This is a genomic window from Lentzea miocenica, from assembly GCF_033949945.1.
GTDB classification, from domain to species: Bacteria; Actinomycetota; Actinomycetes; order Mycobacteriales; family Pseudonocardiaceae; genus Lentzea; species Lentzea miocenica.
This window is the reverse complement of sequence record NZ_JAXAVW010000027.1, coordinates 93,415-109,149: the sequence shown is the minus strand read 5'-3', so window position 1 is coordinate 109,149 and position 15,735 is coordinate 93,415. Positions and strand designations below refer to the sequence as shown.

The 15,735-nt window shown below is 68.0% G+C and carries 15 protein-coding genes; 6 read left to right on the top strand and 9 right to left on the bottom strand.

Annotated features, from left to right (window positions below; genetic code table 11):
- Window positions 1-28: 28 nt before the first annotated feature.
- Entirely contained in the window at window positions 29-874 is an 846-nt protein-coding gene (locus tag SK803_RS30175; protein ID WP_319969526.1) for a helix-turn-helix domain-containing protein, read from the bottom strand.
- 165 nt (window positions 875-1,039) lie between these two features.
- Here SK803_RS30175 and SK803_RS30170 point away from each other — a divergent pair, with 165 nt between their 5' ends.
- Window positions 1,040-1,357: a hypothetical protein gene (locus tag SK803_RS30170; RefSeq protein ID WP_045312321.1), complete on the top strand. Its 318-nt coding sequence runs from the start codon at window positions 1,040-1,042 to the stop codon at window positions 1,355-1,357.
- Window positions 1,358-1,744: 387 nt separating this feature from the next.
- On the top strand, window positions 1,745-3,958 hold the full coding sequence (locus SK803_RS30165; RefSeq protein WP_319969525.1) for a SulP family inorganic anion transporter: 2,214 nt from the start codon (window positions 1,745-1,747) through the stop codon (window positions 3,956-3,958).
- A gap of 72 nt (window positions 3,959-4,030) precedes the next feature.
- Here SK803_RS30165 and dacB read toward each other — a convergent pair whose 3' ends face one another.
- Together dacB and gndA are read right to left on the bottom strand one after the other, a co-directional pair.
- The gene (gene dacB / locus SK803_RS30160) at window positions 4,031-5,566 is read right to left on the bottom strand and encodes a D-alanyl-D-alanine carboxypeptidase/D-alanyl-D-alanine endopeptidase (protein ID WP_319969524.1); all 1,536 of its coding nucleotides are present in this window, start codon (window positions 5,564-5,566) and stop codon (window positions 4,031-4,033) included.
- Complete coding sequence (gndA, locus tag SK803_RS30155; RefSeq protein ID WP_319969523.1) at window positions 5,563-6,993, bottom strand: NADP-dependent phosphogluconate dehydrogenase; 1,431 nt, start codon at window positions 6,991-6,993, stop codon at window positions 5,563-5,565. Before gndA ends, dacB begins: the two co-directional genes overlap by 4 nt.
- A gap of 121 nt (window positions 6,994-7,114) precedes the next feature.
- Here gndA and SK803_RS30150 point away from each other — a divergent pair, with 121 nt between their 5' ends.
- Complete coding sequence (locus SK803_RS30150; RefSeq protein ID WP_319969522.1) at window positions 7,115-7,417, top strand: DUF2218 domain-containing protein; 303 nt, start codon at window positions 7,115-7,117, stop codon at window positions 7,415-7,417.
- Here SK803_RS30150 and SK803_RS30145 read toward each other — a convergent pair.
- Window positions 7,400-7,993 carry a LysE family translocator gene (locus SK803_RS30145; RefSeq protein WP_319969521.1) on the bottom strand — a complete coding sequence of 198 codons (594 nt, stop codon included), beginning with the start codon at window positions 7,991-7,993 and terminating at the stop codon, window positions 7,400-7,402. The two genes, SK803_RS30150 and SK803_RS30145, sit on opposite strands and share 18 nt — an antisense overlap.
- Before the next feature lie 60 nt (window positions 7,994-8,053).
- Between SK803_RS30145 and SK803_RS30140 the strand changes: the two genes are divergently transcribed.
- Window positions 8,054-8,560 (top strand): Lrp/AsnC family transcriptional regulator, encoded by a 507-nt coding sequence (locus SK803_RS30140; protein WP_319969520.1) that lies wholly within the window; start codon window positions 8,054-8,056, stop codon window positions 8,558-8,560.
- Window positions 8,561-8,563: 3 nt separating this feature from the next.
- Here SK803_RS30140 and SK803_RS30135 read toward each other — a convergent pair whose 3' ends face one another.
- The 4 genes from SK803_RS30135 to pyk all read right to left on the bottom strand — a co-directional run bounded on the left by SK803_RS30135 (window position 8,564) and on the right by pyk (window position 12,732).
- Window positions 8,564-9,490 carry a nucleotidyl transferase AbiEii/AbiGii toxin family protein gene (locus SK803_RS30135; RefSeq protein ID WP_319969519.1) on the bottom strand — a complete coding sequence of 309 codons (927 nt, stop codon included), beginning with the start codon at window positions 9,488-9,490 and terminating at the stop codon, window positions 8,564-8,566.
- On the bottom strand, window positions 9,487-10,200 hold the full coding sequence (locus SK803_RS30130) for a type IV toxin-antitoxin system AbiEi family antitoxin domain-containing protein (RefSeq protein ID WP_319969518.1): 714 nt from the start codon (window positions 10,198-10,200) through the stop codon (window positions 9,487-9,489). The genes SK803_RS30135 and SK803_RS30130 overlap by 4 nt, the downstream gene beginning before the upstream one ends.
- Before the next feature lie 72 nt (window positions 10,201-10,272).
- Entirely contained in the window at window positions 10,273-11,190 is a 918-nt protein-coding gene (gene tesB, locus SK803_RS30125; RefSeq protein ID WP_319969517.1) for an acyl-CoA thioesterase II, read from the bottom strand.
- Between the two features lie 117 nt (window positions 11,191-11,307).
- A complete protein-coding gene (gene pyk / locus SK803_RS30120; protein ID WP_319969516.1) occupies window positions 11,308-12,732 on the bottom strand; it encodes a pyruvate kinase in 1,425 nt (474 codons plus the stop codon).
- Between the two features lie 64 nt (window positions 12,733-12,796).
- Here pyk and SK803_RS30115 point away from each other — a divergent pair, with 64 nt between their 5' ends.
- A complete protein-coding gene (locus SK803_RS30115) occupies window positions 12,797-13,141 on the top strand; it encodes a VanZ family protein (protein ID WP_319969515.1) in 345 nt (114 codons plus the stop codon).
- Here SK803_RS30115 and SK803_RS30110 read toward each other — a convergent pair.
- The gene (locus tag SK803_RS30110; protein WP_319969514.1) at window positions 13,089-13,736 is read right to left on the bottom strand and encodes a DUF2461 domain-containing protein; all 648 of its coding nucleotides are present in this window, start codon (window positions 13,734-13,736) and stop codon (window positions 13,089-13,091) included. The two genes, SK803_RS30115 and SK803_RS30110, sit on opposite strands and share 53 nt — an antisense overlap.
- A gap of 76 nt (window positions 13,737-13,812) precedes the next feature.
- Here SK803_RS30110 and SK803_RS30105 point away from each other — a divergent pair, with 76 nt between their 5' ends.
- Window positions 13,813-15,732: a helicase-associated domain-containing protein gene (locus tag SK803_RS30105; protein WP_319969513.1), complete on the top strand. Its 1,920-nt coding sequence runs from the start codon at window positions 13,813-13,815 to the stop codon at window positions 15,730-15,732.
- The last annotated feature ends 3 nt before the right edge of the window (window positions 15,733-15,735 follow it).

The window sequence follows — 15,735 nt, the reverse complement described above, 5'->3', positions numbered from 1 at the left end:
TTCCACTGTCTGTTCACTCCCGGTCGCGTCACGCGAGAGTGCGAGCGATCTCAGTGATCAGGGTTGCCGATTCCCGCGGGGTCAGGGCGGAACTCACCAGACGCTCGAACATCTCGGCGTAGGAATGGACGTCCGACTGTTGTTCCAGGTAGACGCCGCTTCTGGTGCTTTCGATGTACACAACATCAGGGTCGAGCTGCTCAGGAAAGCTCAGGATGACGAACGGGCCGTCCATCGCAGCATGACCACCGGCGCTGAACGGCACGACCTGCATCGTGACGTTGCGGAGCGCTCCGACCTCGAGCAGACGCGCCATCTGCGTGCGCATCACCTCGATGCCGCCGACGAGCCTGCGCAGGGCGGCCTCGTCGATCACGACGTGCAGGCGCAACGGGTCGTCTTCGCTCAGCAGGGCCTGCCTGGCCTTGCGCAACCGGACTCGCCGGTCGATCTCGGAGGTGCGCGAGTCCGGCAGCACCTTGGAGATCAACGCCCTCGTGTACGCCTCGCACTGCAGCAAGCCGGGGATCATCAGCCCCTGGTAGGTCCTGATCGAGTCGGCATCGGCCTCGTACCCCACGTAACGACCGGGCACGATGTCGCCGAACTCGTCCCACCAAGCCTTGCGACGGGCTTCCCTGGCCAGCTGGACCAGTTCGTCGAGGGTGGAGGCGTCCGCACCGTAGGCGGTGAGCATGTCCCGCACGTCACGCGGGCTCACCCCCACCCGCCCGGTCTCGATGCGGCTGATCTTGGAGGCCGAGCACTCCAGGCGCTCGCCCACCTCCTCGATCGTCAGCTCGGCCACTTCACGCAGGCGCCGGAGCTCGCTGACGAGCCGCCGCTTGCGCAGGGTCGGGCTGCTACCCCGCATGACACCTCCTGGGTGGCATCCACACTCATGGTCGGTCTCAGTTTGAGAGCAAAGGAGCGCGTCGCAAAGAGACGTCATCCATTCGTGTACTGCAACTTGCAGATCGCACGGAGGGCACGCCAGTCTGCATGGGCTGCTTACGTAGGGACTGGAGCTCTGAGCCTGATGGCCGTCACGGTGTTCAGCCAACTGGACAAGTCGCTGCACTCCCACCTGGCCACACTCACCGAGCTCGCCCAGCGCGGCGACGACCAGACCGCCCTCGTGCTCGCCAGGGTTGAGCTGCCGAGGGTGGTCGCGGTGGTCAAGGCGTTGCTGGACGAGCACCAGCCCGACGAGCACGGCCGGTGCGCCACCTGCAAGCGCGGCTGGTTCTCCCGGCGGATGCCCGCACCGTGCCGTGCCTACCTCTCCGCGCAGCTGATCCTGACCGTGGTGGGCCAGGAGACTTCACACGGCAAGCACCTGCGCTCGGTAGGCTGAATTTCGAAACTCGATAGTTCTTCGGAACTGTCGCGATGTGGGCCGGCTCCGCACCCCCCGACCGGAGCCGGCCCATCTTCGTCACTACCTCGCGTGACATGCCAGGTCAAGATCAACACGGTTGGCTGAAAGATCTGCCACAGCACCGATTCCGCCCCCATCATTGGTGGCGACGCGGCCTGATCTCGACCCACTTGCCTGTGCCGACACGGAGGTGTTCCCGTGCCGACCCCGCATGACCGCGCCGACGCGCTCGATGCCGTCCGGCCGCGCCGGATGCTGCCCTTAGAGCGCCGCTAGAGCGCTCGTCCCCAGCTCACTCCCCTCCCCTCGCCCTGTGCTGCCCGCACAGGGCTATGCCGCATTCCAGGAAGGAACTTCTCTGTCGTGAGCCATCTCCAGAAGTCCGACGCAGGCGATCACACCCCGCACGGTCCACCGCTGATCCTCCGGCACGACCTGCCCGCGAGCTTCGTGCTGTTCCTCATCTCGATCCCGTTGTCGCTGGGCATCGCGCACGCCACGGGCGCGCCGCTGATGGCGGGGATCATCTCCGCGGTCGTCGGCGGTGTGGTCGTCGGCGCGATCAGCGGGGCGCCGTTGCAGATCAGCGGTCCGGGGACCGGGCTCGTGGTGATCGTGGCCGGGCTGGTGGCGCAGTTCGGGTGGGCCGCCACCGCGGCGATCACCCTGGCGGCCGGCGTGCTGCAGCTGGCGTTGGGACTCACCGGGATCAGCCGCCTGGTGATGTCGCTGTCCCCGGCCGTGGTGCACGGAATGCTGGCGGGCATCGGCATTTCCATCGCCGTCGGACAGCTCGTGGTGGTGCTGGGCGGCACGGCGGCGTCGACCGTGCCCGCGAACCTCGCACAGCTGCCGGGAGAACTCGTCGCGCCCGCGTTCGGGCCGGTGGTGACCGGTGCGGTGGCGATCGCGGTCCTGCTGCTGTGGCCACGGGTTCCGCGCGCCTCGCTGGTGCCCGCACCCCTGGTCGCCGTGGCCGCCGCGACGGCGCTGGCGTTCGTGCTGCGCCTCGACGTGCAGCGGGTCGACCTGCCGGACAGCCACGCGCTGGTGTTCCCCGAGATGCCGCAGGGCAGCGCCGGTGCGGTGATCGCGGCCGTGGTGACCGTGGCGCTGGTGGCGAGCATGGAGTCGTTGCTGTCGGCGGTGGCGACCGATCGGCTGCACGACGGGCCGCGCGCCCGGCTGGACAAGGAGCTCATCGCGCAGGGCACCGGCAACGTGCTCGCGGGCGCGCTCGGCGGGTTCCCGATCAGCGGTGGCCTGGCACGGAGTTCCACGAACGTCGCGGCGGGCGCGAAGACCCGCTATGCCGCCATCTTCCAGGGCGTGTGGATCGCGGTGGCGGTGCTGGCGTTCACCCCCACCCTGGAGCTGATCCCGTTGTCGGCGCTGGCCGGCGTGCTGCTGGTCGTCGGGCTCCGGCTCGTGTCCATCAGCCGGATGCGCAACCTGTTGCAGCACCGGGAGTTCCTCGTCTACGCGGCGACGGCGACCGGTGTCGTCCTGTTCGGACTGCTCGAAGGCGTGGTCGCGGGCCTGGCGATCGCGTTGCTGCGCGCGTTGTACCGGCTGACGCACTGTTCGGTGCGTGTCGAGGGCAACCGGGTGTGCGTGCGCGGATCGTTGGTGTTCCTCGGCATCGGGCGGCTCGTGCGCGAGCTGCGCAGGCTGCCGCCGGGCCAGACCGTGGTGCTGGAACTGCACGTCGACTACCTGGACCACGCGTCGTACGAGGCGATCAACGACTGGCGCGAGGGCTACGAACGGCTCGGCGGCCGGGTGCGCGTCGACGAGGTGCACGACACCTGGTACGACCGGGCGAACCAGGGCAAACCGGGACGGCGCAAGACGTTGCCCGGCCCGTTGCCCCGCTGGTTCGCGCCGTGGTCGCACTGGCAGGGCACGCCGGAAGCGGTGTCGCTGCCCGCCCAGCGCTCGTCCGCCGAGAGCGATCCCATGATCCTGGGCATGCACGAGTTCGAACGACGTTCGGCGCCGTTGGTGCGGCCGTTCCTGCACGAGCTGGCGGTGCGCGGGCAGCGGCCGCAGCAGCTGTTCATCACCTGCGCCGACTCGCGCGTGGTGCCGAACCTGATCACCACGTCCGGGCCGGGCGACCTGTTCTGCGTGCGCAACATCGGCAACCTGGTGCCGATGTCGTCGGCGGACGACAGGTCGGTGGGCGCGGCGATCGAGTTCGCCGTCGAGGTGCTCAACGTGCGCAGGATCGTCGTGTGTGGACACTCCGACTGCGGCGCGATGAAGGCACTCGTGCAGGGATCCGCGACGCGCGGCTCGCACCTGCACTCCTGGCTGCGCAACGCGGAGCCGTCACTGATCCGCTTCCACGCGCCCATGTCTGAGGGGTGCGCCGAGCTGCCGGTGGCCGACCGGCTGTCCGTCGCGAACGTCGCACAGCAGCTCGACAACCTGCTCGGTTACCCGAGCGTGCGGGAGGCGATCACCGCGGGCACGTTGACGTTGAAGGGCATGTACTTCGACATCTCGAACGCCCGCGTGTACCTGGTGGATCCGGATCGCAACGGGCTCGAACCGGTGCCGTCACCCGCCTAGAAAGCACTGGCCTGGAAAACGCTGGAGCCGCCCCGGTTTCCCGAGGCGGCTCCAGCGCTCGATCTCAGAACGTCAGCAGGTGCCGATCCAGGAGCACTCCACGTCGAAGCGTTCCTGCGCGGGAACCTTGGTGCGTTCCTGCGCAGGAGCCTTGCGCTGCTGCGGCACCGACTGGGTCTGCGGTGCCGCCGCCTGGGTACCGCCATCGGAGGCCAGGCGCACGGCGATCCTGTCCTCGATGGACTTCGGGCTGTTGAACAGCAGAACGTTGTTCTGCACCAACGAGAACACCAGCTCCCGGCCCGCCTGCGTGGTCACGTAGCCGGACAGGGCCGAAACGCCGCTGAGCGATCCGGTCTTGGCCCTCAGGTTGCCCGCGGCCGGGGTGTTCTTCATGCGGTTGACCAGCGTGCCGTCGACACCGGCGACCGGCAGCGCGTCCCGCCACGTGGCGAACCACGGCTTCGTCTTCGCCTTGATCAGGATCGACGCCAGGAAGTCCGGCGAGAACTGGTCGAGGCGGGACATGCCGGAGCCGTCGAAGACCTCGACCCCGTTCGGGTCGACGCCGAGCCCCGACCACTTGGTGCTCAGCTGGTTGACGCCGTTGGTGAACGACTTGCCGGCCGACTTCACCAGCACCTCGGCCAGCATGTTGTTGCTGTCCTTGAGCAACGGCTTGATCAGCTGGCTCAGCGGCATCGACTGGTCGGACGCGAGCACCGCGGCACCGGCGGGAGCCGCCGCCTTGCGGACGTCGCCGACGACCTCGATCCCGTTCTCCCGCAACGCGTTGCGGAACACGGACGTGACCAGCCCCGCCGGGTCCTTCACCGACGCCAGGGCCGTCGTCTCGACGTTCGTCGAGCCGCTGACCCTGATGATGTTCGAGCCGTGGTCGCGTTCGACGCTGACGCCACCGTTTCCGGTGGTCGCCGTGCTGACCACGAGCACGCGGTCGTTCTCCGGCTCGACCGTGGCGACGACCGGGGCACCCGCCGCGGCGCCCGGCTTGACGCGCACGATCACCGTGCCGGCGCTGAACTTCGCGTCCGGCGACAGCGTCAGCGCGGAGGTCTCCGCGCTGTAGGAGAACGGCTCGTCGTCCCACGCCCAGCCAGAACCGTACGGCTGTGCGTCGAACGCCGTGTCGTCGATGACCAGCGAACCGCTGACCTTCGTGACACCGCTGTTCTTCAGCGCCGTCGCCAGCGCCGCGTACCGCGTCCTGCTCATCGTCGGGTCGCCGGTGCCGCGCAGGACGAGGTCGCCCTGCAACGTCGCACCGTTGCGCGTGCCCGCGGACAACAGCTCGGTCTTCCACTTGAAGTCCGGGCCGAGCAGGTCGAGCGCCGCCGTCGTCGTGAGCACCTTCATGTTCGAGGCGACCTGCTGACGACGCGAGCTCGTTCTGGTGTAGACGACGTCGCCGGTGTTGGCGTCCCGCACGACCAGGCCGACGTCGGCGCCGGTGAGCGCCGGGTCAGCCAGGATCGTGTCGAGATCGCGGGTCAGGGCCTCGTTGTCGACGGCCACCGCGCCGCCGCTGGACGTCAGGGTCAACCCTGCCGCCGCAGCGACGACCACCCCCAGAATTCGAAATTTCACGCTTCCACCTCTGATCGATCACCCGACCACAACGTGTGGAAGCTACCGGGCCGGTCGATGCGCCTGTACGTGTGTGCGCCAAAAAAGTCCCGCTGTCCCTGGACAAGCGCGGCAGGAAGACGCTCGGAGCGAAGTCCGTCGTAGTAGGCCAAAGCGGACACGAAACCGGGCGTCGGCACGCCGGATTCCACCGCGCGCACCACAACCCTGCGCCATGCGGCCTCAGCGTTCTGCACCGCGTCGCGGAAGTAGTTGTCCACCAACAGAGACGCGATGTCGGCGTTCGCGTCGTACGCCTCGCGGATGCGGTTGAGGAACTGCGCGCGGATGATGCAGCCACCGCGCCAGATCGTCGCCATCGCGCCGAGGTCGATGTTCCAGTCGAAGTTCTTCGACGCCTCACGCATCATGTCGAAGCCCTGCGCGTACGCGACGACCTTCGACGCGTAGAGCGCCTGACGCACGTCGTCGACCAGTTCGGCGTCCGGCTTCGCGACGACCTCGCTGGCACCGAACGCGGCGCGCACGGCCTTGCGCTGGTCGGTGTGGCCGCTCAGGCTGCGCGCGAACACGGCCTCGGCGATGCCGGTGACCGGGACGCCCAGCTCCAGCGCCTCCTGCACGGTCCAGCGGCCGGTGCCCTTCTGCTCGGCGGCGTCCTCGATGACCTGCACCAGCGGCGTGCCGTCGGCGTCGACGTGCTTGAGCACCTCGGCGGTGATCTCGACCAGGTACGACTCCAGGTCGCCCGAGTTCCACTGCGTGAAGACCTCGGAGATCTCGGCCGGCGTCTGCCCGCCGATGCGGCTCAGCAGGTCGTACGCCTCGGCGATCAGCTGCATGTCGGCGTACTCGATGCCGTTGTGGACCATCTTCACGAAGTGCCCGGCGCCGTCCGGCCCGACGTGCACGCAGCACGGCTGACCGTCCACCTTGGCCGCGATCTCCTCGAAGACCGGGCCGACGTGCTTGTAGGACTCCGCGGGACCGCCCGGCATGATGCTCGGGCCGTTGAGCGCGCCCTCCTCGCCGCCGGAGATGCCGGCGCCGACGAACAGCAGCCCCTTCTCCTTCAGCGCGGCCTCACGGCGGCGCGTGTCGTTGAAGTGGGCGTTGCCGCCGTCGATGACCATGTCGCCGGGCTCCAGCAGCCCGCTCAGCTCGTCGATGACGGCGTCGGTCGGGCCACCCGCCTTGACCATGATGATGATCTGGCGCGGCGTCTGCAGGCTGTCGACCAGATCCTGCAGCGTCTCGGCGCCGACGAAGTCACCCTCGTGGCCGTGCTCGTCGAGCAGGGCCTTCATCTTCGCGGGCGTCCGGTTGTGCACGGCGACTTTGAAGCCGTGGCGCGCGAGGTTGCGCGCGAGGTTGCTGCCCATGGTGGCGAGACCGGTGACCGCGATACGTGCTTTGCCTTCCGTCATACGCGACAGCCTGCCGTGTTCTTCTTGTTTACGCGAGACGTCACAGGGTGTTCTCAGACTCCGTTTTGCCAGGTGAACCGCGTCACGTGCCGGTACGTATTGCTAGGCGTAAGTTGGCTTCATGACGGAATTCACGAGCGTGGGACGCTCGGCGACCGACCGTGCCTCCAGGTACGGCTCGCAGCTGGTCAAGCACTTCACGCACAAGGACCTCGAAGGGTCCTGGGAGGACGATCGCGGTTTCGTCCGCTTCTCCGCCGGCCTGGCCGAGTTCACCGCGGCGGACGACGCGCTGATCATGCGCGTGGTGTCGTCGTCGGAAGAGGACGTGGCCCGGCTGCGCGACGTCGTGGAACGGCACCTGGTCCGGTTCGGGACGCGCGACGAGCTGACCGTGGCCTGGGACTCAAACGGCGAGAACTGACGCCGCCATCCCGATGAGAGCGGTCCCACAAACCCGCTCGAACGTCGCGCGGATCTTGGGCCTGCTCAGCAGCGTGCCGAGCTGACGCGCGGACGGCACGACGATCACCCAGAACGCCGCGAACACGCCCACCGTGACCGAGCTCAGCAGCGCCGCCTGCGGGAGTGGCGCGGCGTTCGGGTCCATCGCCTGCGGGATGAGGCTCAGGAACGTGAGCATCACCTTGGGGTTCAACAGGTCGCACAGCACACCGCGCAGGAACACGTTTCCTCCGGCGTGCTGTTGCTCGGCCGGCTTGCGCGCGGTCCTGAACGTCATGAAGCCGAGGTAGGCCAGGTAGAGCGCGCCGATCACCTTTACCACGAGCAACGCCGTCGGCACCGCGGCCACCAGGGCGCTCAGCCCGATGGTCGCGAGCGTCGCGTGCACCAGCAGTCCGGTGATCACACCGAGCGCCGCCTCGGTGCCTTTCCTGAGGCTGCGCACCGCGTTCGTCATGATCAGCACGAAGTCCGGCCCCGGCACGATCATGATGATCAGAAGGGCGACCAGGAACGACGTCCACGCGATGTGCATGAGGCAGATCGTCGTTCACTCGTTCGCCCGAGTTCCACCTGGTCAGTACGATGTTCGCTTATGCGCGAACAAGCCGAACTGGATTCGGTCGACTGGCACATCCTGGAGGAGTTGCAGAACGACGCCACTGTGCCGAACCGGACGTTGGCGGAGATCGTCGGCCTGGCGCCGTCGTCATGTCTGCAACGGGTCCGCAGGCTTCGCGAACTCGGCGTGATCACCGGATGCCACGCCGTCGTCGACCCGGCTACCACCGGGCTGCCGCTGGAGGCTGTGGTGGCCGTGAACGTGCGGCCGCACACCCGGCCGGTGGTTGCGGCTTTTCGGGCGTTCGTGATGGCTCAGCCGGAGACGCGGTCGGTGTTCCACGTGTCCGGGCAGGCGGACTTCCTGATCCACATCGCGGTCGCGGACTCCACGCACCTGCAGGCGTTCCTGATGGACAAGATCGCGTCGCGGACCGAGGTGCGGAACCTGACCAGTTCGGTGGTGCTGGAGCGGGTGGAGACACGGGCGCTGACGCCGCCGGCGAACCTGCGACCGACTCACCGGCGCCGGAAGGCTTGAGCCTCACTCCCAGCGCAGACGTTCGACCGTCCACGCTCCGATTGGGGACTGCTCCTGAAGCAGGGGTGTGATGAAGGCGGCGGCCAGCGGCGTGACACCTTCGAGGGTCCGATGTTCGGCGGAGAGTTCCTTGGTCTTGGCCGCCTCAGCTCGATAACCGGCCGTCCACGAGGGGTCCGGCACGGCGAACTCGCCGGGCAGAACCAGATGCGTGCCGGCCGCTGTGCGACGGCGCACCTCAGCGTGCAGCGCCTGGTGAGTGGTAGCGCCGTCCGGTGCGGAGTTGCACGCGATCAGCACCAGGTCCACGAGGTCTTTGAACCTCGTCGAGGGCACCAGTTGTTCGCGGTGCCGTTCGTACATCGCCGCGATCTTGTCGGCAACGTGGTCCTCGAGCGGCCACATGCGGATCTCGGGCCATGGGTTGGAGTCGATGACGAACGGCGACTCGAGTTGCTCGACAGCGAGACGGCCAACCGGGCGAAGTTCAGCAGTCACCACGTCGACGCTCACCGTGGACAGCTGCCGGAGACCGAACATGACCTTGAACCGCACCTTGCGGGACGGCCGGTTGGCCGCCGTTTCACGAGAAGTGTCGTGATGGTCGAACCGAAGATGATCGTCCAGTTCGATCGATGTCGCGGCGATCAGCGCTTCGACGGCGCCGTCCACCGTGGCGTCCTCGCTCACCCGCAGGAGGTCGACGTCGGTCGAGTATCTGGCCCTCGGCCATCGGACCAGCAGCGCCTGACCTCCCTTGAGCACCCAGCCGTCCCGGTCGGAGTGGAACACGCGAGCCAGCAGGCGGCGGTGGTAGTAGCGCTCGATGAGCTCGCCGGTGGGAACTCCGGTGAGCTTGGAGCTGTTGACCGCACGGCTCTTGAGCGAACTCGTGAACGCCTGCGGGCTGGAGGGTGGCTTCGAGGTCATGACGCTTCAGTTGGTTTGCGGTGAACGCGGATCGGAGATGGCCGGGTGACCAGGTCCTGGATCGACAGTCCTATCTGGACGAGCAGCAGCTCGAGCAGCGCCACGCCGGTCGGAGGCTTGGCGCCGTAGGACCGCGCGTGAGGCTGGATCCGCTCCGCCAGCTCGTCGAGCCGGACCTGCCCTGATTCGACCGCCTGACGGATGATCGTCGCGACGTGCCCGGCATCGATGTGCTGCCCGAGCAGGTCGTAGATCGTGCGCGACGGTGTGGTGACCGGTAGTCCGTTGAGGATCATCACGTCGGCGTCGGTGAGAACTCCTCGACGCAGTCTCACGTCCGGATCACGAGTAGTGCGCCGGCGCGGGACAGTGATTTCCACCTGGGCGTTCACCAGGTCGCCGAAGTTGTGCAGGCGCGCGGCGGACTGATGGGAGATGACACCACCGTCAGGATCGAGCTTGGGTCGTGCCCAGCCGACGACCTCAGGGCGTAGTGCCAGCCAGGCTGCTTGTTCGGCGCGTGCGTCTGATTCCTCGGCGGAGGTCGACGCGTACACACCGCGACGAACGCCCTCCAGGAGACCAGCCGACTTCAGCCGGTACAGGGTGACGTCGTCGACACCGCCGCGCAGAGCCTGCCGCGTCGTGACCATGCCCCACTGCCCAGCGGTGTACGTGCTGAGCAGTTCGAGAGCACGGACCGTGTCCATGCAGCAAATCCTACATCCAAATACAGCGTTTCCTACATCCTGGGTGTAGGAAACGCTGCACGTCGGCGACTCTCAGGCCTGTTCATCCTCGACCGAGGGCTTGATCACCCGGATCAGCCCCTCCTGCACCACCGTCGCCACCAGCTGCCCGTCCCGCGTGAAGAACCGCCCAGTCGCCAACCCGCGATTCCCGGACGCCGAAGGCGAAGCGGTGTCGTACAGCAACCACTCATCGGCCCGGAACGGCCGGTGGAACCACATCGCGTGGTCCAAGGAGGCACCGAGAACCTTGTCCAGTCCCCAATAAACGCCGTGCTTGGCCAGGACCCCGTCCAGCAGCGTCATGTCCGAGGCATAGGTCATGACGCAGAGCTGCAGCATCGGATCGTCCGACAGCTTGCCGTCCGCCTTCATCCACACCCGCGACGCGGCCTCGCCGGGACCGTCCTCACGCGACTCCCACGGCGGCTCCGTCACGTACCGGACGTCGATCGGCCGCGGGAACTTCATGTTCACCAGCGAGTAGCCCGCGACGGACTCGCTCCACGTCGGCAGCGACTCCGGGTCCGGCACCTCCGGCATCGGCGACGAGTGCTCGACGCCCTGCTCCTCCAACTGGAAGGACGCGGACAACGCGAAGATCGCCTTGCCGTGCTGCACGGCGACGACGCGGCGGGTGGTGAACGAGCGGCCGTCGCGGATGCGGTCCACCTCGTACACGATCGGCACGCGCGGGTCGCCGGGACGGATGAAGTACGAGTGCAGCGAGTGCACGCGGCGTTCGACCGGAACCGTGCGCCCGGCGGCCACCAGGGCCTGGCCGGCCACCTGGCCGCCGAAGACGCGCACCGGCGACTCCGCGGGTGACACGCCTCGGAAGATGTTCTCCTCGATGCGTTCCAGGTCGAGCAACGCGACCAGGTCGTCCACTGCGGATTGTCCACTCAAGCCGGACGGGCTCGTAGCGGCGGCACGGGCGGCCTCAGTCACGGCAGAACTCTCCTAGCACCGTCGGGTCTCAGCAAGGCATCGGCCCTGCTCCCTCACACGTCCAGTATGAGGGAGCAGGGCCGGCATCACGACAGACCTGGCTGAGAGCCCGAGCACTTACGCGTGGTCGTCCTCGCCCAGCCGGTGCACCCGGATGAGGTTGGTCGAACCGATGGTGCCGGGAGGCGATCCGGCGACGACGACCATGAGGTCACCGGCCTGGTAGCGGCCGATCTCGATCATGGCCACGTCGACCTGGCGGACCATCTCGTCGGTGGACTCCACCCGCGGCACCAGGAACGTCTCGGTGCCCCACGTCAGCGACAGCTGCGAGCGGACCGCGGGCTCCGGCGTGAAGGCCAGCAGCGGCAGGTGCGTGTGCAGGCGGGCGAGACGGCGGACCGTGTCACCGGACTGCGTGAACGCGACCAGGGCCTTGGCGTTGAGGCGCTCGCCGATGTCGCGGGCCGCGTAGGAGATCACGCCGCGCTTGGTGCGCGGGACGTGGGTCAGCGGCGGCACGACGACCGACTCGGTCTCGACGGCCTCGATGATGCGGCCCATGGTCTGCACGGACTCGATGGCGTAGCGGCCGACCGAGGTCTCGCCGGACAGCATCAATGCGTCCGCGCCGTCCAGCACCGCGTTCGCGACGTCGGACGTCTCGGCGCGGGTCGGGCGGGAGTTGGTGATCATCGAGTCCAGCATCTGGGTCGCGACGATGACCGGCTTGGCGTTCTCGCGGGCGATCTGGATCGCGCGCTTCTGCACCAGCGGCACGTGCTCCAGCGGCAGCTCGACACCCAGGTCACCACGGGCGACCATGACGCCGTCGAAGGCCAGCACGATGGCCTCGAGGTTGTCCACGGCCTCCGGCTTCTCGATCTTCGCGATCACCGGGAGGCGCTTGCTGCCCGCGCGGTCCATGACCTGGTGGACCAGGTCGATGTCCGCGGGCGAACGCACGAACGACAGTGCGATGAAGTCCACGCCCAGCGAGAGCGCGAACTCGAGGTCCTCGACGTCCTTCTCGGACATGGCGGGCACGGAGACGTCCATGCCGGGCAGCGAAAGGCCCTTGTTGTTGCTGACGGGCCCGCCCTCGGTGACCTCGCACACGACGTCGGATCCTTCGACCTCGACGACCACGAGGCCGACCTTGCCGTCGTCCACGAGCAGGCGGTCGCCGACCTTGGCGTCCTTCGCGAGCTCCTTGTACGTCGTCGACACGCGGTCATGCGTGCCCTCGACGTCCTCGACGGTCACGCGGACGATGTCGCCGGTGTTCCAGTCGACCGGACCCGCGGCGAAACGGCCGAGGCGGATCTTGGGGCCCTGGAGGTCGGCGAGGATGCCCACGGCGCGGCCGGACTCGTCGGCTGCCGCGCGGACCATGTCGTAAACCTGCTTGTGGTCGGCATGGCTGCCGTGGCTGAAGTTCATCCTGGCCACGTCCATACCGGCCGCTACCAGGTCACGGACCTTGTCCGGCGTGCCAGTGGCGGGACCGAGGGTACAGACGATCTTTGCGCGTCGACTCACGTCTAGAGAGAGTAGACCTCGTTCCTGGACCGATCCCGAACTACTCCTCGGTAATGTTTTGACCATGGGTCGAGTACTCCCGTTCGTGATCGCGGCGTTGCTCAGCGTCGTCGTGTTGTTCACCCCCGAGTCAGGTGTGCCGACCGCGCCGCCCGGTACGGACAAGGTCATCCACACGCTGTTGTTCGCGCTGCTGGCGTTCACCGGGCTGTACGCGAAGATTTCTCGCATTTTGCCGCTGCTGGTGGTCTACGCGGGCGTCTCGGAGGTTCTCCAGCAGGTCATCACGCCTCTGCACCGCAGTGGTGACGTGCTCGACGCGCTGGTGGACGTGCTCGGCATCGGCCTCGGCTGGGCTATCGCCGCGGCGATTCGCTCACGCCGACGTGGTCCTCGCACCACGAGTTGAAGTCCTTGAGCTGCCGCCACGCCTTGCGCACCCGGTCCAGGCACTCCACCTCGTGCAGCACGTCGTCCGGCCCCCAGACCTTGCGCACGTAGATCGACCGGTGCTTGAGCAGGTCGAGGTGCGGGTGGTCGTCGTCGAACCCGCGCGGCTTCGACTTCATCACGTCGCCCGCCAGCTGCCAGCCCTGCTTGACCAGCTTGTCCACGATCTTGCGCAACAGGACACCGTGCGCGCCGACCGAGGCCCGGTAGCGGGCGAGCTGGTCGGAGGCCATGTGGAACGAGCCGCCGCCGGTCATCAGTCCCTCGGGGCTGAGCTGCACGTAGTACGCGCCTCCGCCACGGCCCTTCTCGATGACAGCGCCGCAGTGGTCCTTGTACGGCGTCTTGTCCTTGGCGAACCGCACGTCCCGGTACGGCCGGAACACCTTGCCCTCGCCGAACTCCTTCTCCAGCGCGGTGAGCAGGGCCTCCATCGGCGCCCGCACGTCGCGCAGGTACGTCTCCTTGTTGTCGTCCCAGTACGCCTTCGAGTTGTCGAGGACCAACCCGTCGTAGAAGTCGATGGCGTACTCGCCGAAACCGCTGAATGTCACCGAGTCAGCCTAGGCCGATCGCCCATGCGCGTGAAAATTCGTTTGAGGACACACAATCAGGGCCATAATGCGACGAATGGCCCGCCGTATCAACGCGCTCGCGACCTGGCTTCACCAACTCGAGCCGGACGAGGTGGCCGCGATACTCCTGCACCGCCGCGACGTGGCGGACCGTCATCTGCGGACGCTGAAGGACCTCGCGACGCAGCTCACCGACTCCGACTCCGTGCACGCCGTCGAGGACACACTGGACCAGGGCGCGCTCGACGTGCTCGGCGCGATCGTGGCGCAGAACAACACGGGGACGATCGACACGATCTGCACCGAGCTGCGGTGTTCGGCGGCCGACTTCGAACGGGCTTTCGGGCAGCTCAAGGAACGTGCGCTGGCGTGGCCGGCCGGACCGAAGCTCATCGCGGTGAACTCGGTGCGGACGAACGGCGCCGTGCGCGGGCAGTTGACGTTGCGGCCGAAGACGCCGTTGAGGCGCAAGGCCTCCGCGACCTCGCCGATCGTGGCCGCGATGTCCACTGTGGACGGTGTAGCGCGGCTGCTGGCGCACTGTGAACAGGACAGTTTCGACGCCCGCTACACCGGTGGCGTGGCGACGGTGGAGATCCGCAGGGTCGCACGGGCCCTCAGGGTCGCCGACGGCGTGCTGCGGCTGTGGCTGGAGCTCGCGGCCGAGGCACAGCTGGTCGGGGTCGAACGTGCCCGGCTGCTGCCGACCAGGCAGGCCGACGACTGGCTCGACTCGCAGCCGGGCATCAGGCTCGCGGCGCTGGTCAAGGCGTGGCGGCGGATGGACTGGCGGCCAGAGCCGGATCAGGCACGGGCGGCGTTGCGCGACTACACCGGCTCGGCGGGCCTCGCGCTCCGGCAGTCGGCGCTGGCGCGGTTCTCCGCCCAGGAAGCCTTCGTGAACGTGGACGAGGTGATCACGGACCTGGTGTGGTCGCGCCCGGCGGTGCACGACGCGCGGGCGACGGCGGCGGTGATCAGCGAGATGGAGTCGCTGGGGCTGGTGGCCGGCGGTGCGCTCACGCCGTTGGGCGTGGCGGTGCGGAACGACGGGGACGTCGAGGCGGCCGCCTCCGAGCTGATGCCTCAGGCCACCGAGAAGGCCGCGTTCCAGACGGACATGACCGCGGTGGTGAACGGGCTGCCGTCACCCTCGCTGAGCGCGACGCTGAACCTGGTGGCGGACCTGGAGGACAACGACGCGGCACGGGTGTGGCGACTGTCCGCCGGGTCGATCCGGCGCGCGCTGGACACGGGACTGTCCGCCGACGAGGTGCTCTGGCGGCTCGGTGTCGTGTCGGAGGCGCCGTTACCGCAGGTCATCGAGTACCAGGTGCAGGACGTGGCGCGGCGGCACGGGCAGCTGACGGTCAGTGACGTGACGAGTTGCGTGCGGGCGGAGGATCCGGCGCTGCTGCAGGAGATCGCCAAGTCGAAGCGGCTGGCGTCGCTCAAGCTGCGGTTCCTGGCGCCGACCGTGCTGGCGTCGGCCCAGCCGATGGCGGAGACGCTGGCGGCGTTGCGCCGGGCCGGGTACGCGCCGACCGGACTGGACGCCAGCGAGCAGTCCATTGTGGAGCGTGTGGAACGGCTGCGGGCGCCGGCACGGGGCGAACGCCGTCAGGACAGGTGGTGGCGGGCCGAGCTGGACGACCTGGAGCTGACCCAGCTCGCGATCCGGCTGGTCGAGCAGGAAAGGCCGAGCGCCGGCCGGGGCACGCCGCGGGCCAGCGCGGCGCGGATGCTGCGCGACCAGAACGTCTTCCTGCGCGACGAGGAGGTGATGATCCTGGCGTCGGCACTGGTCAGCGGTGATCGCGTCGAGATCGGGTACGCGAGCGGCCCGCGCAAGATCGACACCTACGTGATCCTTCCGACCAAGCACCTCGAAGGCGTGCTGACCGCGGACTGCGAGGACGGCTCGACCAGGGAGTTCGACATCGGGCACGTCCGGAAGGTCTCCCTGCCGGTATGAACA